16 protein-coding genes are annotated in these 19950 nt (G+C 67.4%); 6 read left to right on the forward strand and 10 right to left on the reverse strand.

The features are described 5' to 3' along the window. Positions 1 to 556: 556 nt before the first annotated feature. From E3328_RS03770 to E3328_RS22310, 3 genes are all read right to left on the reverse strand, one after another. Positions 557 to 1582, reverse strand: a complete 1026-nt coding sequence (locus tag E3328_RS03770) for a tyrosine-type recombinase/integrase (protein ID WP_135363285.1) — start codon at positions 1580 to 1582, stop codon at positions 557 to 559. Continuing rightward, positions 1575 to 2003, reverse strand: a complete 429-nt coding sequence (locus E3328_RS03775; RefSeq protein ID WP_135363286.1) for a DUF5805 domain-containing protein — start codon at positions 2001 to 2003, stop codon at positions 1575 to 1577. The genes E3328_RS03770 and E3328_RS03775 overlap by 8 nt, the downstream gene beginning before the upstream one ends. Positions 2004 to 2192: 189 nt before the next feature. Next, on the reverse strand, positions 2193 to 3056 hold the full coding sequence (locus E3328_RS22310) for a hypothetical protein (RefSeq protein WP_209452128.1): 864 nt from the start codon (positions 3054 to 3056) through the stop codon (positions 2193 to 2195). Between the two features lie 595 nt (positions 3057 to 3651). Between E3328_RS22310 and E3328_RS21740 the strand changes: the two genes are divergently transcribed. Continuing rightward, a complete protein-coding gene (locus E3328_RS21740) occupies positions 3652 to 3819 on the forward strand; it encodes a hypothetical protein (protein ID WP_167837290.1) in 168 nt (55 codons plus the stop codon). A 1264-nt stretch (positions 3820 to 5083) separates the two neighbouring features. Here the strand turns inward: E3328_RS21740 and E3328_RS03785 are convergent. The 4 genes from E3328_RS03785 to E3328_RS03800 form a co-directional block, all read right to left on the reverse strand. Beyond that, positions 5084 to 5860: an ABC transporter ATP-binding protein gene (locus E3328_RS03785; RefSeq protein WP_135363287.1), complete on the reverse strand. Its 777-nt coding sequence runs from the start codon at positions 5858 to 5860 to the stop codon at positions 5084 to 5086. Continuing rightward, positions 5857 to 6675: an ABC transporter permease gene (locus E3328_RS03790; protein ID WP_135363288.1), complete on the reverse strand. Its 819-nt coding sequence runs from the start codon at positions 6673 to 6675 to the stop codon at positions 5857 to 5859. Before E3328_RS03790 ends, E3328_RS03785 begins: the two co-directional genes overlap by 4 nt. Before the next feature lies 1 nt (position 6676). Beyond that, positions 6677 to 7750: an ABC transporter substrate-binding protein gene (locus E3328_RS03795; RefSeq protein WP_135363289.1), complete on the reverse strand. Its 1074-nt coding sequence runs from the start codon at positions 7748 to 7750 to the stop codon at positions 6677 to 6679. A gap of 191 nt (positions 7751 to 7941) precedes the next feature. Then, entirely contained in the window at positions 7942 to 9864 is a 1923-nt protein-coding gene (locus E3328_RS03800) for a PDC sensor domain-containing protein (protein ID WP_135363290.1), read from the reverse strand. Positions 9865 to 10115: 251 nt separating this feature from the next. Here E3328_RS03800 and kdgK1 point away from each other — a divergent pair, with 251 nt between their 5' ends. Continuing rightward, positions 10116 to 11072 carry a bifunctional 2-dehydro-3-deoxygluconokinase/2-dehydro-3-deoxygalactonokinase gene (gene kdgK1, locus E3328_RS03805; RefSeq protein ID WP_135363291.1) on the forward strand — a complete coding sequence of 319 codons (957 nt, stop codon included), beginning with the start codon at positions 10116 to 10118 and terminating at the stop codon, positions 11070 to 11072. Positions 11073 to 11087: 15 nt separating this feature from the next. Here the strand turns inward: kdgK1 and E3328_RS03810 are convergent, their stop codons facing one another. Then, positions 11088 to 11834, reverse strand: a complete 747-nt coding sequence (locus tag E3328_RS03810; RefSeq protein ID WP_135363292.1) for an Lrp/AsnC family transcriptional regulator — start codon at positions 11832 to 11834, stop codon at positions 11088 to 11090. A 172-nt stretch (positions 11835 to 12006) separates the two neighbouring features. Here E3328_RS03810 and E3328_RS03815 point away from each other — a divergent pair, with 172 nt between their 5' ends. The 4 genes from E3328_RS03815 (at position 12007) to E3328_RS03830 (ending at position 17018) form a co-directional block, all read left to right on the forward strand. Then, on the forward strand, positions 12007 to 12210 hold the full coding sequence (locus tag E3328_RS03815) for an HVO_0649 family zinc finger protein (RefSeq protein ID WP_135363293.1): 204 nt from the start codon (positions 12007 to 12009) through the stop codon (positions 12208 to 12210). Between the two features lie 208 nt (positions 12211 to 12418). After that, positions 12419 to 13954: a TrkH family potassium uptake protein gene (locus E3328_RS03820; RefSeq protein WP_135363294.1), complete on the forward strand. Its 1536-nt coding sequence runs from the start codon at positions 12419 to 12421 to the stop codon at positions 13952 to 13954. Between the two features lie 141 nt (positions 13955 to 14095). Then, positions 14096 to 15868 (forward strand): pyruvate kinase, encoded by a 1773-nt coding sequence (pyk, locus tag E3328_RS03825; RefSeq protein WP_135363295.1) that lies wholly within the window; start codon positions 14096 to 14098, stop codon positions 15866 to 15868. 175 nt (positions 15869 to 16043) lie between these two features. Next, positions 16044 to 17018 carry an ROK family protein gene (locus E3328_RS03830; RefSeq protein ID WP_135363296.1) on the forward strand — a complete coding sequence of 325 codons (975 nt, stop codon included), beginning with the start codon at positions 16044 to 16046 and terminating at the stop codon, positions 17016 to 17018. Positions 17019 to 17583: 565 nt separating this feature from the next. On the opposite strand, the gene E3328_RS03835 is transcribed toward E3328_RS03830, so the two are convergent. Together E3328_RS03835 and E3328_RS03840 are read right to left on the reverse strand one after the other, a co-directional pair. Beyond that, positions 17584 to 18759: a Cdc6/Cdc18 family protein gene (locus tag E3328_RS03835; protein WP_135363297.1), complete on the reverse strand. Its 1176-nt coding sequence runs from the start codon at positions 18757 to 18759 to the stop codon at positions 17584 to 17586. A gap of 98 nt (positions 18760 to 18857) precedes the next feature. Further along, positions 18858 to 19949 carry a DUF7973 family transport facilitator gene (locus tag E3328_RS03840; RefSeq protein WP_135363298.1) on the reverse strand — a complete coding sequence of 364 codons (1092 nt, stop codon included), beginning with the start codon at positions 19947 to 19949 and terminating at the stop codon, positions 18858 to 18860. Position 19950: the final 1 nt, after the last annotated feature.

The following is a 19950-nucleotide window of genomic DNA, read 5'->3' on the forward strand; positions in this document are numbered from 1 at the left end:
GCCGGACGATTTCTCTTTCGGTTGTGACGGCTCGACCACGCTCCGTCTCCAACCGCCGAATTCGTCCCGTAGCGCTGCATGTCCCAGGAACCCGTTCTGTTGCTGTGAACGATAACTGGACAGTCCAGTGACCTAACACGCCCGTCAGGGAGCGAGTATATCGGTCGTCATCGCACAGAACGCATCATTCTGCGTCGGGACTGCTGTCTCCGTAGAAGTAACCGACGTTCATTCAATTAGAACGCAAGTTCGAATTCCGTGGCGGGTCGTGGGTCCGACTAGCAGGCATGACAGTACTACGTGTGTAATCCGGATCGGCCCGGACAACTCGGTCCCGGATCGCCGAGGGTTCGCGCGAACGGACGGGGATCAGACTGGATCCCTCGATCTCGGGCCGCCTCACTCTGTACGTCCCGCGATCGCGGTCCTGACGAGTAAAGGAACGATCTGCGACCGGTGCGATTTTGATATAGCGAGATATAGTTTATCCGTGCGCCACCGAACACGGCTTCTGGCACCGAACACACATTACAGAGACGGGGAGGACCTCGCTCGCTCAGAGGAGTCGGTAGATGTGGTCGGCGTACACCTCGCGGACGCGGTCGCCCCAGTCGTGGGTGTAGGTGTCGATGATGTCCTGTGCCACGTCGCCCCGGAGGTACTTGACGATGCCGCGGTCGCCGGTCCGGTCCCGGAGGTGCGTCGTGAAGAAGTGCCGGAAGTAGTGCGGAGTGACGTTCTCCTCGGCGCCGCCGCCGTCACGGTACCAGCCCTGGTCGCGGGCGTGCGTCTCGACGATGTGGTGGACCATGTCGGGGGTGAGCCGTTTGCCCCACTCGTCGGTCGTGCTGGCGAACAGCGGGTCCGCGTCCGCCCGCGGGTCGGGTCGGACGGCCAGCCACTCGACGAGGACGGCGGCGAGTTCGTCGTCGACCGGGATCGTCGTCGCGCGCTTGCGTTTGTTCGACGCGGTCCGCACCTGTCCGTTGTACGCCTGGCCCGCGCTGGGCGCGTCGTCGACGTAGATCGAGTCGGGCTTCCCGTCCAGCTGCGGCCGGTGCGTCCACTCGAACGGCGAGTCCGACAGCGAGAGGTCCCGTCTGTCGAGATTGCAGAGCTCGCCGGCTCGCATCCCCGTCTTCAACAGCGTCACCACGACGGCCCGGTCCAGCGGATGGGTCACCTCCGCAACGAACGACCGCATCGCGGGGACGGTGATGTCCCGCCGTTCCGGATCGACGTTGATCGACTCGTCGATCTCCTCCAGGACCAGCGCCATCGGGTTCTCCTCGAAGGTTCCGACCTCCGTCATGTACCCGTAGAACCGGTGAAGATACGAGGCGTACGTCGCGACCGTGCTCTCGCCGACCGACCCTCGCAGCTGGTGGATCCACGCCATGCAGTCGCGGTGGTTCGCTTCGTCGAGGTCGAGTCCCCGTTCGGACAGGTACGCCTCGAACTCCCGGAGCACGCGCTCGTAGGCGTCCCGGGTCCGCTGGCTCTTGCCCTGGAACGTGATGTCGTCGAGGAAGTACGCGACCGGGTCCTCGGCGTCCGTCGACCCGCGCTCGGCTCTACTCATCGATGGTGTACCCCCCGTTGCGGCCGCTGTAGGTGACTCGACCCTCCGACTGGAGCCGCTGCAGCGCGTCCTCCAGCTCCGCCTCGATGTCGTCAGTCACCGCTTCGAGCAGCTCCTCCCACGACAGGTAATCGCCCGACCGGAGCGCCTCGACGACCCTGTCTTCGAGGTCCGAACCCCCGGAGTCAGCGTCCCGAGACGCCTGCTCTGTACCTTCCGACGGCGCATCGGTCGCGGGGGAGCCGGGACTATCCGCGTCGCCGCCGCCGAAGCCTCGACGGCCGGCCTGGACCATCGTCCGGACGAACTCGCTGCGGCTCATTCCGAGGGCGTCGGCGTGTTCGTCCCACTCCTCGCGCTGGTAGGCCGGGACGTACGTCCTGACCGCCGTCCGCGAGGTGTCTACGTCGCTCTCCGTCATTGTTCCCGTACTCGACCCCTCCCGCAATCAATCTACCGCCACACTCACGGATCAGTCGGATCGCGGTCGCGATTGCAACGTGGGAGTCGGGTACGGGCGAGCGGTCGCTCCCGGTCTGTGCGGGGTTCGGCCAGAAAGCGCCTTCCGGAGTCGCTCGAAACACGCCCTGCAGAGCACGAACGCGACCGCTCACTCGATACGGGACGCCTCGACCGTCACATTCTCGAACATGAATCCGTCGTATTCCCCTTCGAACAACACTGTCCTCGTCTCTCCGCCACTGATATCAACGGTCTGTTCGTCGAGGACGACACCGGTGTCTCCGATCCCCTCCTCATTCAGCAGTTGAACTTCGACATCGCCGGAGCGACCGCGATTTCTGATGTCGGCTTCGACCTCGCCCGCCCAGAGACGGAATCCGTACCCCTCGTATCCGTCTTCGAGCTCGGCGGTCATCGTCGTACTTCTCCGCTCCCCGGAGGAAAAGAAGCGTTTCTGAGACCGGACTTTCTTGGACCCCACCGAGTGTACACTGTCGTCGGGATCTTCGAGGAAGACCAGCGTCAGTCCGATATCACCCGCGGTGCCGGTGTTCTCTACAGTCGCCGTGAAATCGTACGAATCTCCCCGATTGTGTGTGTTGTCGATCGCTACTGCCTGTGGCTCGGGGTGTCGGATATCCGAGACAAGGACCGGATTCTCTCCGGGCGTGTCTGTTTCTGTCCCGTCTAGTTCGATTTCATCGAGACCATCGACCCCATCGCTCTCCGAGGGGGTCGGTGAATCCGTCCCCGCTCCGTTCGATCCGATCTCGTCGAGAGTTCCCACTCCGTCGCTCGCCGACGGTGTGGACGTGCTCTGGAGGTCACTTTTCTCCTGTACGTCCGGGTCGTTCGGAGCGTAATCTTCACTGTCAATCACCCCGTCGCCGTCCGAGTCTTGAACCCCGTTCTCGGAGTCCCCGAGATCCGAACAGCCCGAAAGAACGGTTGCGCCGAGGAGCGTTGCTGACCCTATGAACTGCCTCCGTTCCATGACCCCGTCGGAGTCCATTACCCGACAACGATCGTTGTCGTACTTATTAGTACCCCAATAGGATTCCTTACGGCGCGGGATTCGAACGAGAAACCATCTGTTTCGCGGATCCGGCCGAATCACCCACTCGAAAAGTGTAAACTCCGCCGGTCCGGTCTGGCCTCTTTTGTCTATATCGGTATTCAGTGTACAGCGTCAGACACCCGACGACCTCCCAAGGGGTTGTCGGCGTGTTTCGAGCGGTGACTCCGCAGATGCGCGAACTGGGCGGATCGTTCGTCGCGAAGCTCGGGCGCAGGCGATTGTAGGACCTCTCGCGGAAGGGACCGACTGAATTCTCGCGGGTACCGATCCCAGCCGGCGCAGCCAGGATTACGGGAGGGGTGTCCTTCCCGAGTAGCCACTCCGTGTAATTTCCGCGACGACACCCGATCGAGATTCGATCGCAGTGCGTTCTCTCTGGTCGGAGTGACGAACCGTGAACCCCCTCCAGAGAAACCCCGTTCGACGGCTCACGTTCACGCAACCCCTGGGGTGAGACATGCGAGATAGCCCTCCCTCTCGGCGCCCATCAAACATCCACCGCTGAGACCGAGAGCGGCGGATCTCGCACTTGAGGCTGATCCACACCCGCGAGGGAGTGGTCCGGACGCTGCTGGCGCTCGCGAACTACCCGATTGACCGAGAATTTGATAATCAAACAAGGCTTACAAAAGCCGAATTAGCGGCGATCATCCTCGCGCTCGACCCGGACGCCGAATCACTGGAGAATTCCAACTGATGAGTATACACTCCCGGATAAAGACCCTTATTTGTGAATAGAGGATCTAAATGCGCCGACTCAGTTGTATTTTAGGCGTGAATCTAAACTTAGATCGGGCCATAGACTACATTCACAGCTAATATTCGTCGTCTAGTGAGCAACAGATTTGTTACCATGATCCGGGGCTGCGGGATATCGGTCCGGGAGGAGGGGACTCCCGACGCCGTCGGTTTGGTAGTAGGGCATTCAGCCATGCTCTCGATCCGCCTCAGACCGGTTTCTACGGTCACTGTGGCGCGTGGCGAGGGCTGTCCGCAATTGGGGAGTTTCGTCAGGCCGCCGAACGTGAGCGCCCGTCAGCGGGTCGGAACCTGATGCTCACGGCGGGTGCGACTGCGTCGTCGGGGCGGTAATCCGGATTCCACCGCAGGCCGGATTCCACAGTCCCGGCCGTCAGAGCGCTCCCGTTCCGTCGGCTGTCCACAGGCCCGGTTGCTGCCCTCGACACGGTCGCCACGAGGAGAGAGAAGGGTGACCTTCCGGGGACCTGTCGGCCATCGCGAACCCCTGTAGTGTCTGGGTCCGTCGTCGCGGCTCCTGGCCAGTTCCCGTGGGGGCAGCTGACCTCGCCCGGACGGTGCGTCATCAGGTACTGATGGATGGGGCCAGACACCTCGTCACGCCTCGGGCCGGCCGCATCGATCTCGGGACACACGGGCCCGCGATACCGGCGACTCGGTCGGTCAGGTCGTGGACTCTCCTCCCGAGTGGAATCCGGACGGAGCACCTCCCGGGGGCGAAGTTCGACGTATCGCCACGGAGCCATCGACGTAGCTTCGACCGTCGGACCACCTTCCCAGGGTCCCGGAGTCTCTGCCGAGGGCACACCGAGGGTACGGGCCGTCGGCCGGTGATCCACTCCGCTTCCCCGAAGTGTCGACACTCGCCCGCTCCGCTGTTGGTGTCGCCCCCGCTACCGCGCCCGGATATCAATTCGTCGGGGGTTGCAATACCCCGGCCCACAGCGGGAACGTGGCCTTCGGTACCGGGGCCGACCACGCGGTGTCCTGCGAACTGGTACCACGATCGAACTGCCCCTCGCTGCCCCGGATTCTGGAAGTTCCCGGACTCGTGGACCCACAAGTATAACATTACCATCATAGATGCCCAGCGATCCGTTCGATAGTTTTCGTATAAACCACATTCCGCTATACGCAATTGGGTCGGGCACGCGAATGTGATCTCCGGATCTCAGTTCGGTGATATCGGGGCGGTGCGGTCGTCAGCGGGTCGATTCGACGAGGTCCAGGAGGCGGTCGACACAGTCGACGAACTCGTCGTCGGTCCGGTCGCGGGGGCGTGGGAGATCGATCCGGACATCTGCGCGGACACGACCGGGCGTTCCCGACAGGACGAGCACCCGGTCGGCGAGCGTGACCGCCTCTTCGATGTCGTGTGTGACGAACAGGACCGTCTTGTCCAGCTCGCGCCAGATGGACAGCAACTCCGCTCCGAGGTGGCGGCGCGTCTGGGCGTCGACGCTCCCGAACGGTTCGTCCAGCAGTAACATCCCCGGGTCGACCGCGAGCGCACGGGCGAGGCCCACGCGCTGTTTCATGCCACCGGACAGTTCCGACGGGTACGCCTCCGCCCGGTCGTCCAGCCCGACCAGTTCCAGCATCTCGCGGACGCGGTCGGTCCGTCGGGGCGCCGGAACCCCCGCCTCGACCAGCCCGAAGGCGACGTTCTCCCGGACGGACAGCCAGGGGAACAGGCGATACTCCTGGAATACCATGGCCCGGTCGGGACCGGGGGCCACGACGGGTTCCCCGTCCACGAGGATCCGGCCGTCTGTCGGCGTTTCGAGCCCACCGACGAGGCGGACGAGGGTCGTCTTGCCGCAGCCCGACGGTCCGACCACGGTCACGAACTCGCCGGGGTCGACGGCGAAAGACACGTCCGCGAGGGCCGTCGTCGCCCCGCCGTCGGTAGCGTCGTACCGCTTGGAGACGGTTTCGGCTTCGATCGCGGGCGCCGTCGCGCGGTCGCGTTCGGTCATGCTCGCCACCTGAGGAGCCTCGCTTCGAGCCTGCGAACGCACCAGTCGCTCGCGAGGAACACCCCGCTGATCGCGAGCATGTACGCGACGCTGCGTTCCATCGCGAGGTTGTTCGCGCTCGTGATGATCTCGTAGCCGACGCCGGGCGCGCCGAACAGTTCCGCGGCGATCACCATCATCCAGCACTGTCCGACGCTCGTCCGGACCCCGGTCAGCAGTTCGGGCATCGCGTCCGGGACGACCACCCGGCGGATCAGCCGGTACTCCCCGTCGACCCCGAGGGTCGCCGCCACCTCTAGCAGGTCCCTGGAGGCGTTCTCGACGCCGCTGTAGGCGTTGTAGAACGTGATCCAGAACGCGCCGACGAACACGATGAACGCCGCTCCGGTGTGCCCGAGTCCGAACCAGATGATCGCGAAGACGATCCAGGCCAGGGGCGGGACGGGACGCAACACCCGGACGACGGGGGTCAACACGTCGTCCAGCCACCGGAACCAGCCCATGGCGATCCCGAGCGCGGCCCCCGCCGTCACCCCCGCGACGACACCGGGGAGATAGTGGACGAGGCTCTGTCCCAGGTGGACGAACAGCGCGCCGCTGACGGTCTCGGCCTGGAGCGCCCGACCCACTTCCGCCGGGCCGGGGAGCAGATACGTCGGCTGCGTGCTCGCGGCCGCCCACCAGACCCCGAGGAACGCGACCGTCCCGGCGGCCCCGCGCCGGACTCGGACGAAGTCCCACTCCCTGTCGACCGGCCGGCCCGCCGACTCGCGGCCGCGGTCGGTCCCCTCGCCCGTCTCGAATTCGGTCGCCATCCTACGAGGTCACGTCCCGGTAGACCGACGGGTCGAATATCTCGTCGGTCCCGACGGGGTCGGAGAGCTGGCCCAGCGCGCGCATCCGTTCGATGCAGACCTCGGTGCCGTCGACGATAGCCCGCGGGTCCGAGACGTAGCTGGAGAGCGGCGAGCGGACGGCCTGCTCGGCGAGGTCGCGTGACAGGCGGTCGCCGAAGGCACTGCTTACCGCCCGCGCCGCCTCGGCCGGTCGCTCGGTGATGAGTTCCGTCGCGTTGACGTGCTCGCGGACTACCGCGTTCGCGACCTCCGGGTGGTCGTCCCGGACCCTGTCGTGCATGAACATGACGCCGCCCGGGGAGTCGGACATGAACGCGCCGGCGCGGGTGATCCGACGGAACGGCGCGTCCCGGGCGTCGAGCACGGTAGGGATCGGTTCCATGATGAGCGTCCCGTCGGCGTTCCCGGACAGCAGCGACCGCCGGACCGGGCCGAGCCCGGCCATGTTCTCGACCTCGACCCCGTCGGCGCCGACCCCGAGCTCCTCGTCGAGCCACTGCCGCAACAGCACGTACGCGACGCTGCCCTTCGGGAACGTCGAGAACCTGAACCGGCGGCCGTGTCGCGCCCGGAACTCCGCGAACGCGTCGGCCCCGTGTTCGTCGTAGAGCGCCGCGAACTCCTCGCTCGTGACGACCGCGAACCCGCCCGTCTGGTTCGCCGCAGTCACCTTCCCCGGGATGCCCTCGTGTTTCATGCGGATCGCCGGCGTGATCCCGACGAACGCCACGTCCACGTCGCCGTCGGAGTAGGCCGACACGATGTTCAGTCCCTGGTTGGCGAAGTTCGTCGCCTCGACCGACGGGTCGATATCGGACAGCGCGTCCCGTTCGTCCATCACGAGAAACTGCAGGAACGGGAAGATCGGCTTGTACGCGACCGAGAGCGTCTCGAGACCGCTCCCGCCCAGCACCGACCCGCACCCCGCGAGACCGCTCGCGGTCGCGACACCGCCGGCTTTCAGGAACCTCCGTCGGGTGGCACTGGCCGTCCCGGACTGCACGCCCGATTTTTTAGGCTTGCCTAAATCCATGCCCGGAGCTTTCGTCGGGCGAGTGATAAAATCTGTCCCGAACGGGATCGGCTCCAGTGCCGGATCGGTTCGTCGGGTCGGACCGCGCCCGGCGTCTGGACGCTCCCTTCGACGGGGGATACACTGCTGGGAACGGGTGAACGGAAAGAACACGCAGCGTCGGCGGGCCCGGTCGATCCGGGCCGGAGCCGTTACTCTTCGGCCGGTTCGTCGGCGTCGCCGGGGTCCTCGGGACCGCCGGGGCCGGGCGAGCCGGCGCCGGTCTGGAAGACGAACTCGTGTTCCTCCTCGGTCTCGAAGTTACCCAGGCCGTCGCCGAGGTACTGGGCGTAGCGGGTGAGCTCCTCCGCGCGCGAGGAGACCTCGTTGAGCTCGGCGGCCTGTTCCTCGGCGGCGCCGGCGACGTTCTCGCTCTCGGACATCGTGTCCTCGGCGAGGTCGGCGGCCTGCTCGATCATGCTCGCGACCTCGCGGATGCTGTCGAGCGAGTCGCCGAAGTCGACGTTGGGGTTGTCGGCCGCGAAGTCCTCGAGCTGCGCGGCGACGCCGTCCATCTCCTCGGAGATGTTCTGCAGGCGCTCCTTCTGGTCGTAGGCGTCGTCGGAGATCTTCTGGATGGAGTCGGCGACCTGCTCGCTGGCGTCGCGGACCGTCTCGGCGCTCTGCTGGACCGAGCGACCGCTCTCCTCGACCTCGCTCGCGAAGGTCTTGAGCTGGCCGGTCGTCATCTCCAGCTCGGTCAGCATCTCGTTGAAGTCCTCGGCGATCTGGTCCATCGCCTCGTTCTCGCCCTCGGGCTCCATGCGCTGGGTGAGGTCGCCGCGGGCGCAGGCCTGCATGATCTCCGAGTACTCCTCGGCGCGGTCCTGGAGGTAGTTCGACAGCTCCATCGCCTCGGCCCGGGAGACCTCCGCCTCCTTGCGGGCGCGTTCGGCCTCGTCGATCTGCTCGCGCAGCGAGTCGCGCATCGACGCGAACCCGCCGTAGAGCTGGCCGATGCTGTCGATGCGGCCCGACTGGATGTCGACGTCGAGGTTACCCTCCTCCATCTCCTGGGCCTTGCCCTTCAGGCGGTCGATCGACGAGGAGGTGTTGTACCCCAGGGCCGCGCCGATGAGCAACATCACGAGCACGGCGCCGGCGGTCGCGATCATGCCGAACTGCTGGACCTGCTGGACGTCACCGAAGAGCACGTCCGTCGGCGCGTGGACGAGCACCGCCCAGTCCTCGGAGCTCCCGGGGACGAGGACGGGCGCGTACCCGACTGCGTACTCCTCGCTCATGACCTGACTGTTCGTCTGGCTCGGGTCGACCCCGCCCGCCTCGGACAGCGAGACCGCCCGGTCGACGGTCGCCTGGTCGCCGTAGGCGGTCAGCGTCTCGTCGGCGTTCGTGTCCGGGTTGCTCGCCTTCTCGTCGACCAGGATGGTCCCGCTCTCGTTGACGACCGCCGTGAAGCCGCCCTCGGCGCGGTCGGACCCCTGGAGGCGGCTCGAGATGTCGGTCGTGGCGACCTCGACGAGCAGGTACCGCCCGGTCGTGCCGTTGATGAGGCTCGCGAAGCCGACGACAGGGACGCCGTTGGGCGTCTGGTAGACGCTGGAGACTTTCACCTCGTTCGCCTCCTGGAAGTTCCGTTCTGTGACCCAGTCGCGGACCGTCCCGTCGACCTCCGTCCCGGGCGCGACGGTCTGGCTGGCGACGAACGTGTTCTGGCCCGGGCCGCCCCGGATGAGGTGCATCGAACTCACGTCGCTCGGCATCTGGCTCCGCTGGCGTTCGCGCAGCGTCCGCGACATGGAGTCCCCGTCGTTGCCCCGGTAAGCGGGGTCGCCCGAGGCCAGTCGCGTCGACAGCCGGTTGCTCTCCAGCCACTGGCTGACGAGGTTCGACTCCTGGACCGCGAGGCCCTGGTACTCGCTCTCGACCTGGTCGCGGGTGTGGTCGACGAACTGCTGGGTGCCGACGAGCCCGACCGCACCGATCGCCAGGCCCATCACCAGCAGCACGATGAGGAACTTCAGCGCGAATCGTTTCCTGACGAAGTCCGGAACCACCGTCCGGACGACACCCATTGCTCCACCACTGCCGCTGTCGCTGTCTTCGCTGCTCATGTGTCCTGTCTCCGTTCGGTCGGCGATCGATACCCCGTGTCCGGGTCACCGTCGGCCGGGGACAGCCCCCGGAACCCTGACTCGACTGCTCTGCTGTGCCCCTTGCCCATGGAATCCCATGTCCGACTATCTCATATATAGCTTTGGAGTAAGGTGAGGCCAGATATGACAACGTGACACGTTACTGGCCCGAACGGACGGGCGGCCGGGATCCCTGCGGATTTAAGCCGAGTCCCCTCCCAGCGACGGGTATGACCGACCTCGTGACCGCCGGCGAGTCGATGCTCAGGCTCTCGCCGCCGGACCACCAGCGCCTCGAAGCGATGGACGAACTCGACGTGCACGTCGCGGGCGCCGAGAGCAACGTCGCCGTCGCCGCCGGGCGGCTCGGCCTCGACACCGCCTGGGTGTCGAAACTGCCCGACTCCCCGCTGGGCCGGCGGGTGACCAGCGCCCTGGGCACCCACGGCGTCGACGCCGACGTGGTCTGGGACGACGACGCCCGCATGGGCACCTACTACGTCGAGATGGCCGGCAAACCCCGCGGGACCAACGTCATCTACGACCGCGCCGACTCGGCGGTCACCACCGCCACCGCGGACGAACTCGCCACCGACCGGATCGCCGCGGCCGACGCCTTCCACACGACCGGGATCACGCCCGCCCTCTCCGAGACGCTGCGGGGAACGACGGCGGACCTGCTCGAACTCGCCGGCGACCACGACACGACGACGGTCTTCGACGTGAACTATCGCTCGAAGCTCTGGTCCCCCGAGGAGGCCCGCGACACCCTGGAGGATCTGTTCCCCGACGTCGACGTGCTCGTCGTCGCCGTCCGCGACGCCCGTACCGTTCTCGACCGCGAGGGTGACGCCGAGGCCATCTCCCGGGGACTCGCCGAGGAGTTCGGCTTCGAGCTGACGCTGGTGACCCGGGGCGGCGAGGGGTCGCTCGCGCTCGCGGACGGCGAGGTACACGAACAGGGCGTCTTCGAGGCCGACGAGTACGACACCGTCGGCACCGGCGACGCCTTCGTCGGCGGCTTCCTCGCCTCGTGGCTCGACGGGGGGTCGGTCCCCGAGGCCCTGGAGTACGGCGCGGCCACGGCCTCGCTCAAGCGGACCATCCCCGGCGACATCGCCCTGGTCAGTCCCGAGGAAGTCGAGCGGGTCGTCGAGTCCGGCGAACAGGGCGGGATCTCCCGGTAGCCGGGCGGTCCGCCGTCATTCGCTCGCTTCGAACGCCCGGACGAGCTCCTCCGGGAACGTCTCGGGCGAGAATACCGACACGACGTCGCCGGTCTCGATCCGGGTGTCCCCGTCGGGCGTGATGCGGTCGTCGCCCCGTTCGATGCTGACCACCAGCGCCTCGTCGGGGAGGAGCCCGTCCCCGTTAGCGTCCTCGAGCGTCCTCCCGGTGATCGCGGCGTCCTCCTGGACGGTGAACTCGACCACCTCGGCACCGCCGACCACGCTCTGGAAGTCGGTGACCGCCGACCGCGGGGAGTCGACCTCGGGCGCGAACGACCCGTAGGGCTGGGTCGTCTCCTCGCGGACGATGTCCTCCCGCTCGATCGTCAGCCCGGCCGCCGACAGCTGCTGGGCGATCCGGTTGATGTCGCCCGTGTCCGACCCGACGGCCGTGACGACGACGTTCTCCTGCCCGGCGAGCAGTTCGCGCACGCCGACGACGCCGGGCGTCGCGAGGGCCTCGTTCGCGATGGCCGAGCGCTCGCCCACCGGCGCCGTACAGGTGAACTGCGTCGTCATCCTCCCGTCGGTCGCCTCGTAGTCGATGTCGGCGTGGTACCCGCGGATGATCCCCGCCTCCTCCAGCTGGCGGATCCGGTTGCGGACCGTCGCGGGCGTCACGTCGACCTCCTCCGCGATCGTCGGCGCCGTCGTGTTCCGCGCGTCGCCCGCGAGGTAGTAGAGGATGCGCTCGTCGATCTCGTCGATCCGATAACTCATACCGGTCGTTGTTTCGGATCGGCAAAATGAGTTGTGCGATCCGGTCGACACGATCTCGCCGACACCGGGAATAGTGGCCAGTGGTTTCTGAAATAGTAATTAATGGGGACTCAATTTTCGACACGAAAATATATCCGATATATTTTTGTGCCCGCGTCGAAAACACGCGCACATGACCAGTGACGAAACGAGTTCGGCGCTGGAGAAGCTACGGGACTACTACGACCACGAGGAGCTCGTCTGTCCCGACTGCGGGTACGAGGACGAGGGCGGTAGCTGGGACAGCGAGACCGACGGCGAAGTGGTCGAGTACACCCACGAGTGCCCCGAGTGCGGGGCCGTCAGGGAACACACGCTGGAGATCGGCGACGAGTGAGTGCGGGACAGGGCCGGCCGAGCGGGACTCGGCCTGATCGACACTGTTACACGACCGGCCGCGATGAACGGAGAACGATGAGAGGGGTCGTCGACGGCACGGGGGTTCGCGCGCGACCGGCTGTGGAGCCGGGAGAACGCGGGTACCGGCCGTGTGGGGGACGGACGACGGCGTCCGAACGAGCGACACGCTCCGACCGATCCCAGCGATGAACGCCGACGTCCGCGTCGACTGGCGGGCGAGCGTGAGCCTCACCGGGAGCGTCGTCAAGTGGCTCGCGGTGCCGATGCTGTTCCCGGTGGCTCTGGCGCTGTACTACGGTCAGGGGATCGAGCCGTTCCTGGTGACCGTCCCGCTCGCCCTCGCGGTCGGCTGGTCGCTGGAGCAACTCCACGACGAGCCCGGAGAGGCGCTGGGCGCCCGCGAGGGGTTCCTGATGGTCGCGCTGACGTGGCTGCTGGTCAGTCTCGTCGGCGCCGTCCCGTACGTCGCGGAGGGGTGGCTGACCGCCTACGGGTCGGCCTCGACGCTGAAGTGGCCGGTCAACGCCCTGTTCGAGTCGATGAGCGGGTTCACCACCACGGGGTCGACCGTGATGGGCACCATCTCCTTCGAGCACCACTCGCGGGCGCTGCTGATGTGGCGCCAGCTCTCCCAGTGGCTCGGCGGGATGGGGATCGTCGTCCTCGCCATCGCCATCCTCCCGGAGCTGTCGGTCGGCGGCGCCCAGCTGATGGACGCCGAAGCGCCGGGCCCGGGCATCGAGAAACTCACCCCGCGGATCGCCGAGACCGCCCGCACCCTCTGGGGCCTCTATCTCGGCCTGACCGCGCTGGAGATCGTCGGCCTCTACGCCTTCCACCGGGTCGGCGTCGCGCCAGAGATGACGCTGTACAACGCCGTCGCCCACGGGTTCACGACGATGCCGACCGGCGGGTTCTCGCCGGAAGCCAGGTCCATCGAGGCGTTCTCCGCGGTGGTCCAGTGGTTCGTGATCCCGTTCATGGTCGCCGCGGGGACGAACTTCGCGCTGTTCTGGCACTGCTGGAACCGCGACCTCCGGACCGTCGTCGAGGACGTGGAGTTCGGCTCGTATCTGGGGATCATCGGCGTGCTCGCCGCGCTGGTCGCCGGCCTCCTCTTCACCGCCCCCGGCCACGACGCGCTCACGGGCGCCCTCGAACCGTCGCTGCGCCACGCCGCCTTCCAGGTCACGTCCATCGTCACCACGACGGGGTACGCGAGCACGAACTTCGACCTCTGGGGCCGACAGGCCAAGTTCGTGCTCCTGTTCGCCATGTTCGTCGGCGGCTCGGCCGGCAGTACCGGCGGGTCGATCAAGGTCATCCGCTGGGTCGTGATCGTCAAGTCGCTGTTCCGCGAGCTGTTCACCACGGTCCACCCGGAGGCCGTCGAGCCCGTCCGCCTGGGGGACACGGCCATCGACGAGTCGACGATCCGCGGCGTCTACGCCTTCACGCTCCTGTATCTGGTCATCTTCGCCGTCGCGACGGTGGTCGTCGTCCTCGTCGGTCACACCGGGGAGTCGCTGTCGGTGTTCGAGGGGACCAGCGCCGTCGCCGCGACGCTCGGCAACGTCGGCCCCGGCGTCGTCGGCCCGATGGCGAACTTCGAGGGGTTCCCCGCCCTCTCGAAGCTGCTGATGGTCTTCCTGATGTGGATCGGCCGCCTGGAGATCTTCCCCGTGCTCGTCCTGCTCACGCGGGCGTACTGGCGATCCTGACGGCCGTCGACTGGCGATACGCGGCGAGGCTCCGGGATGCGAGGACCGCCGGTAAAGAACGGTAGACAAACCCTTTATTCCTGCCGCGGGAAGCCGTTCACATGAACCGAACACCGACGCCGCGGGGGGTATCGATCTGAGATGCGTAGCGCGAAGATAGTGTGTACGCTGGGGCCCGCCAGCGAGTCCGAGGAGACGATCGAGGCGCTCGCGGAGGCGGGGATGTCCGTCGCGCGGATGAACGCCAGCCACGGCACGCCCGAACACAGGCGGGAGCTCGTCGACCGCATCCGAACGGTCGACCGCCGGACGGACCGCCCGGTCGCGGCGATGCTCGACCTGCCCGGGCCGGAGGTCCGGACGGCGCCGATCCGCGACGAGATAACGCTCGAGGGCGGGTCGACCGTCCGGTTCGTCGAGGGCGACGAGGCGACGCCCGAGGAGATCGGCGTCTCCCACGACATCTCCGCGGTCGAGCCGGGCGACGTGGTCCTGCTGGACGACGGGCGCATCGAGACGACCGTCGAGTCGGTCGACGACGGCGTCGTCACCGCGACCGTCGAGAGCGGCGGCGACCTCGGGGCGCGCAAGGGCGTCAACGTCCCCGGCGTCGACCTGGGGCTGCCGGTCATCACCGACCAGGACCGCGAGGAACTGCAGGTCGCGGCCGACAAGGAGGTCGACTTCGTCGCGGCGAGTTTCGTCCGCGACGGCGAGGACGTCTACGAGATCACCGACGCGCTGGACGAACTCGGCGCGGACATCCCCGTCATCGCGAAGATCGAGCGGGACGTGGCCGTCGAGAACCTGGAGGGGATCATCGACGCGGCCTACGGCGTGATGGTCGCCCGCGGGGATCTGGGCGTGGAGTGCCCGCTGGAGGACGTGCCGATGATCCAGAAGCGGATCATCCGGCGGTGCCACGAGGCGGGCGTGCCCGTCATCACCGCGACGGAGATGCTCGACTCGATGGTGACGGCCCGGCGGCCCACGCGCGCGGAGGCGTCGGACGTGGCCAACGCCGTCCTCGACGGCACAGACGCGGTGATGCTGTCGGGCGAGACGGCCATCGGGGACCACCCCGTCCGGGTGGTCGACACGATGAACCGGATCGTGAAGGACGTCGAGGAGTCCCCCGAGTACGCCGAGAACCGCGAGCAGCGCGTGCCCACCGCCGACGAGACGCGGACGGACGCGCTCGCCCGCTCGGCCCGCTTCCTCGCGCGGGACATCGACGCGGCGGCGATCGTCGCGGCCAGCGAGTCCGGCTACACCGCGCTGAAGGCCGCGAAGTTCCGCCCGTCGATCCCGATCGTCGCCTCGACGCCCAGCGAACGGATCCGCCGTCGGCTCGCGCTGTCGTGGGGGATCATCCCCAAGAGCTCGCCCTACACGGCCGACGGCGCCGACGCGGTCATCAACAACGCCGTCCAGTCGGCGCTCGACACCGGCGCGGCCGACAGCGGCGACACCGTGGTCGTCCTCTCGGGCATGATGACCGAACTCGAAGGGGTGAACACGGCGAACATGCTGAAGGTCCACGTCGCCTCCGAGACCATCGCCTCCGGGCGCTCGGTCGTCGAGGGGCTCGTCTCCGGGGAGCTCCACTGGACCGACGACGGCGACCTCTCCGAACTCCCCGAGGGGGCGATCCTGGCTGTCCCGGAGGACTTCGACGGGGAGTTCACCGGCGACATCGAGAAGCTGGCGGGGATCGTCGACCGCCACGGCGGCATGACGAGCTACGCGGCCATCGTCGCGCGCGAGCTCGACGTGCCGATGATCTCCAACGCGTCGCTGCCCCGCGAGGTTGAGTCGGGGACCGTCGTGACGCTGGACGCCGAACGGGGCATCGTCTACGACGAGGCGATCCAGAGTCGCGCGCGCGAGCGCACGGCCGAACGGGACCTGTAGCGCCGCGGCGGGAAGGAACCTGTAGAGTCCCGTCGAACGACGACGCGGAGCCGCGGCGGACGGCCGTTCGAACGTCCGGAGGCCGCGAGGGCGCCGTTCCCGGTTCTCGAAGGAGGTACTCGGAGGCGGGTGAATATGTGCAGTTAAGTAGCGGAGGGTACACCGTTGAGGTACCATGGCCACCTACGCAGGGGTCGACCTCGGCGCGACGAACATCCGCGCCGTCGTGGGGGACGAGTCGGGGACCGTCGTCGCGTCCCGGCGGACGGAGACGCCCCAGGGACCGAACGGCATCGCGGTCACGGAGGCGGTCCTCGACGCGCTCCGCGGCGCCGCCGACGAGGCGGGCGTCGACCCGACGCGGATCGCCGCCGTCGGCATCGGCTCCATCGGCCCGCTCGACCTCGCGGAGGGGGCGATCGACAACCCCGCGAACCTCCCGGACTCCATCGACCGCATCCCGCTGACCGGCCCCATCGGGGAACTCGTCGACAGCGACGATATCTATCTGCACAACGACACTACCGCCGGCGTCATCGGGGAGCGGTTCTACTCGGAGCGCAACCCCGACGACATGGTCTATCTCACCATCTCCAGCGGCATCGGCGCCGGCGTCTGCGTCGACGGCGAAGTCATCCAGGGGTGGGACGGCAACGCCGGCGAAGTCGGGCACATGACCGTCGACCCCAACGGCTTCATGACCTGTGGCTGCGGCGTCGACGGCCACTGGGAGGCCTACTGCTCGGGCAACAACATCTTCCGGTACGCCCGGCGGCTCCACGACGAGGACCCCGTCGACACGTCGATGCCGCTGGACAGCGCCGACTTCTCCTCGGCGGACGTGTTCGCTCACGCCGCGGAGGGCGACGAGTTCGCCGAGCACGTCCTCGACCAGGTGACCCGGTGGAACGTCATCGCCATCGCCAACATCGTCGACGCCTACGCCCCGCTGGTCATCTACGTCGGCGGCGCCGTCACGCTCAACAACCCCGAGCGGACCCTCGACCCGATCCGCGACCGGCTCGACGACGTGGTCTTCGGCAACGTCCCGGACGTGCAGCTGACTACGCTCGGCGACGACGTGGTCGTCAAGGGCGCGCTCGCCAGCGCCATGACCGGCGGCACCGGCGACCGATCGCGGGTCCGGTAACGGTACCTTCGTTCGGGTGGGCCCGTCGAGAGCACTCCACGAGGTGGCGGCTTCTATCAGATTCGGGTGAATCACCCGTTTAGTTCGTGTTGTTTATTCAACGCTTGGGTTAGCTCCCTCAAAGATATCCTCTTCGGTCACTATTGGGACAGAAGTGGGCAGAGCGTCATGGGTCATTGTGTCTGCTGATTTGTCATAGACCGTTTCTATGGAGACACCCAACCAGTCCCACTACAGATATCACATTTCACGACGATATGAGTACCCGACCTGCTAGACGCTCCGTAACAGGTTTCGCAAGAATATACATCACCACCTCCTTGTACATTTTTACAAACGCCTTCACCGTCACAGTGTCCACAGGTAACGTGTGTTTCTCCCATATCTGCCACTAGTTCTTGTCCAGCTAATAATTTATGGAGACACAATCACTGCACGTTTCAGTGGATCAGGGACAGAATGAAGGCGCCCTGTGTGCTGTATTGATCCGCTGTACTGAGCAAGTGCCGATTTCCAGAAACGGTGTCAAAACTATCGTACGACACCCGCCCGCTCGTGGCCGGCGTCACCCCCGCAGGTCGTACAGCCGTCGGAACGCCGTCGGGGGGAACCGCAGTTCGACGCGGCTGGGCGGGCGGCCCTGGCCGTCGGTGGCCTCGGCCTGGACGCGCTCGACGACGCCGACCTCGGCCATCTCGTAGAGGTAGCGCTTGACGGTGCCCGGCGAGAGGTCGACCGCGGGGACGGCGCCGATCGCCTCGGTGGTCGCGGTGACGGAGGCGCGGTCCTCGGCGGGGAGGTCGACCAGTTCCCGGAGGACGAGCTGTTTGTTCGCCGGGAGCGCGAGCACGCGGGCGAGCGAGGCCGCTCCGCGGGGGACCTCCTCGGTCGCGGCGGCCACGTCGGCCTCGGCGAGCCGCGTCCGCTCGTCCTCGGTCGCGCGGACGGCGGCGACGAACAGCGCGGCCATCGCGTCGTGGGCGTTGCCCTCGGCCCACTCGGCGACCCGGCGGGCGAGGTCGTGATCGAGGCCCTGCCGGCTGAGCCCCAGCGACGCGCGGGTCATCAGCAGGTCGACGAGCGTCTCGCGGCGGTAGCGGTCGACGCGGATCTCCGTCGCGGTGTACTCGGTCAGCAGGACCTCCCCGGGGTCGCGGCGGCCGACCGCCAGCCAGCTCACGTTGCTCGGGAGGCCGGCGAACCGCTCGACCAGCTCCTCGTCGCCGGTGCCCTCGGGCTCGCCGACGTGGTCGACGGCGACGACGACGCCCGTGTCGGAGTCGCCCAGCAGGTCGTGGAGCCGCTCGCGCAGCTCCGCGGTGGAGATCCCGTGGTCGGGCACCGACTCCTCGACCAGCGCGTCGAGGACGCCGTGGTAGAAGGCGAACTCGCTGGTCGTCTCGCGGAGGTCGACGTAGGCGAACGCGGGCGAGGTGGGCGTGGCCGCGCGCGTGCTCGTGTGGATGATCGACCGGGTCTCGGTCGACAGCCGGTCGAGATGCGAGAACAGCGCGGTGACGACGGCGGACTTGCCGGCGCCGAACGGGCCGGAGACGTAGGCGTTCGGCGGGAGCTTGCCGTCGAAGACCGGGTCGAGGTGGTCGAGCAGGCGCTCGAAGGTCGGCCCGCGGTCCGACGGCTCCTCGACGTGGGCGACCGGGGAGAGCGACTCGTAGTCCTCGACGAGGCGGCGGCCGTCCGTCCGTCGCTGTCGCCGTTTGATGCGCGCGTCGATGTCCATGGGAGTCCGGTGGAACGGTTGTGAATCAGTTCCGTCTCAGTATATAAATCGGTCGGGAGTGGCGAACGGCCGGGCGGGGCCACCGCGGCGGGGACCGCTCAGAGGTACCCCGCGTTGGGCAGCACGCCCAGGATCGCCAGGATCCCCACGACCAGCATCGCGAGGGCGATGGCCATCGCGGGCGGGTCGACGTGGGTGCCGGAGTGGGCGTAGAAGATCCGCTGGGTGACCTCGCCGAGGAGGCCGCTGACGGCGCCGAAGACGCCGGCGGCCAGCAGCGCGACGACGCTGCCGGCGACGGGGGCAACGACGACCGCGCCGACCGCGCCGACGAGCGTGATGTGGTGGGTCACGGGGATCTTCTCGACGCCGAGGTTCAGGAACAGCAGGCTCATCGCCGAGATGGCGTAGCCCATGAAGATGCTGCCCGTCTGGATCCAGATGTAGCCGCCGAGGATCCCGCCGACCAGGCCGATGGCGGTGACGCCCGACCACTTGTACTGGTGGGGGAGCCACGGCTCGGTGGCCAGCCGCCCGGCGTGTTCCTCCGGGACCTCCCCGCCGTCGGTGGCGACGCGGGGCTCCTCCCGTTCGAAGGGGGACATGTCGAGCAGGCTCCCGCCGGCCGAGCGGCCCACGATGGGGTAGCCGAAGACGATCCGGGCGATGAAGGCGCTGGCGACGACCGTCAGCGCGATGGAGTCGGTGACGCCCGTGCCGCCGACGACCAGCACCGCCGCCGAGAGCTGGTTGATGACCACCCCGACGACGCCGAAGACGGCGCCGACCGCGAGGATGTCCGGCTTCGTGCCGAACGCGTAGAGGATGTTCTTCCCGAAGTGGTAGTCCCAGCCCTCCGGTTCCATTTCGGGGTACTTCTTGCCCGCGTACGCGGAGGCGGCCACGCCGCCCGCGAAGGCGATGTGCGGGCCGGTGACGGCGCCGAAGCCGATGACGCCGGTCACGCCCGCGGCGAGTTCGCCCTGGCCGATGGCCGGGAGGTCCATGACCTCGCGCTGGAGGATGGCCAGCCCCTCGCCGAGGAAGACGACGAAGCCGGTGAAGATGAACGCCGGGAGCGCCCCGAGCGCCGCGCCGAACGCGCCGCCCGCCATCGCGGTGATCACCAGGAGAGCGAACTGCTCCCACTCCATGCCGATGACCGGCACCTGGAGGACCGTCTCGTACATG

It is taken from the genome of Halosimplex halophilum, from assembly GCF_004698125.1.
GTDB classification, from domain to species: Archaea; Halobacteriota; Halobacteria; order Halobacteriales; family Haloarculaceae; genus Halosimplex; species Halosimplex halophilum.

What these genes read in the sequence shown, in the direction of transcription:
- E3328_RS03785 (WP_135363287.1), bottom strand. Translation starts at nt 5,860, where the DNA reads ATGACCGAACGCGACCGCGCGACGGCGCCCGCGATCGAAGCCGAAACC.
- E3328_RS03840 (WP_135363298.1), bottom strand. Translation starts at nt 19,949, where the DNA reads ATGTACGAGACGGTCCTCCAGGTGCCGGTCATCGGCATGGAGTGGGAG.
- E3328_RS03770 (WP_135363285.1), bottom strand. Translation starts at nt 1,582, where the DNA reads ATGAGTAGAGCCGAGCGCGGGTCGACGGACGCCGAGGACCCGGTCGCG.
- E3328_RS03815 (WP_135363293.1), top strand. Translation starts at nt 12,007, where the DNA reads ATGACCAGTGACGAAACGAGTTCGGCGCTGGAGAAGCTACGGGACTAC.
- E3328_RS22310 (WP_209452128.1), bottom strand. Translation starts at nt 3,056, where the DNA reads ATGGACTCCGACGGGGTCATGGAACGGAGGCAGTTCATAGGGTCAGCA.
- pyk (WP_135363295.1), top strand. Translation starts at nt 14,096, where the DNA reads ATGCGTAGCGCGAAGATAGTGTGTACGCTGGGGCCCGCCAGCGAGTCC.
- E3328_RS03790 (WP_135363288.1), bottom strand. Translation starts at nt 6,675, where the DNA reads ATGGCGACCGAATTCGAGACGGGCGAGGGGACCGACCGCGGCCGCGAG.
- kdgK1 (WP_135363291.1), top strand. Translation starts at nt 10,116, where the DNA reads ATGACCGACCTCGTGACCGCCGGCGAGTCGATGCTCAGGCTCTCGCCG.
- E3328_RS03830 (WP_135363296.1), top strand. Translation starts at nt 16,044, where the DNA reads ATGGCCACCTACGCAGGGGTCGACCTCGGCGCGACGAACATCCGCGCC.
- E3328_RS03775 (WP_135363286.1), bottom strand. Translation starts at nt 2,003, where the DNA reads ATGACGGAGAGCGACGTAGACACCTCGCGGACGGCGGTCAGGACGTAC.
- E3328_RS03820 (WP_135363294.1), top strand. Translation starts at nt 12,419, where the DNA reads ATGAACGCCGACGTCCGCGTCGACTGGCGGGCGAGCGTGAGCCTCACC.
- E3328_RS03800 (WP_135363290.1), bottom strand. Translation starts at nt 9,864, where the DNA reads ATGAGCAGCGAAGACAGCGACAGCGGCAGTGGTGGAGCAATGGGTGTC.
- E3328_RS03835 (WP_135363297.1), bottom strand. Translation starts at nt 18,759, where the DNA reads ATGGACATCGACGCGCGCATCAAACGGCGACAGCGACGGACGGACGGC.
- E3328_RS03810 (WP_135363292.1), bottom strand. Translation starts at nt 11,834, where the DNA reads ATGAGTTATCGGATCGACGAGATCGACGAGCGCATCCTCTACTACCTC.
- E3328_RS03795 (WP_135363289.1), bottom strand. Translation starts at nt 7,750, where the DNA reads ATGGATTTAGGCAAGCCTAAAAAATCGGGCGTGCAGTCCGGGACGGCC.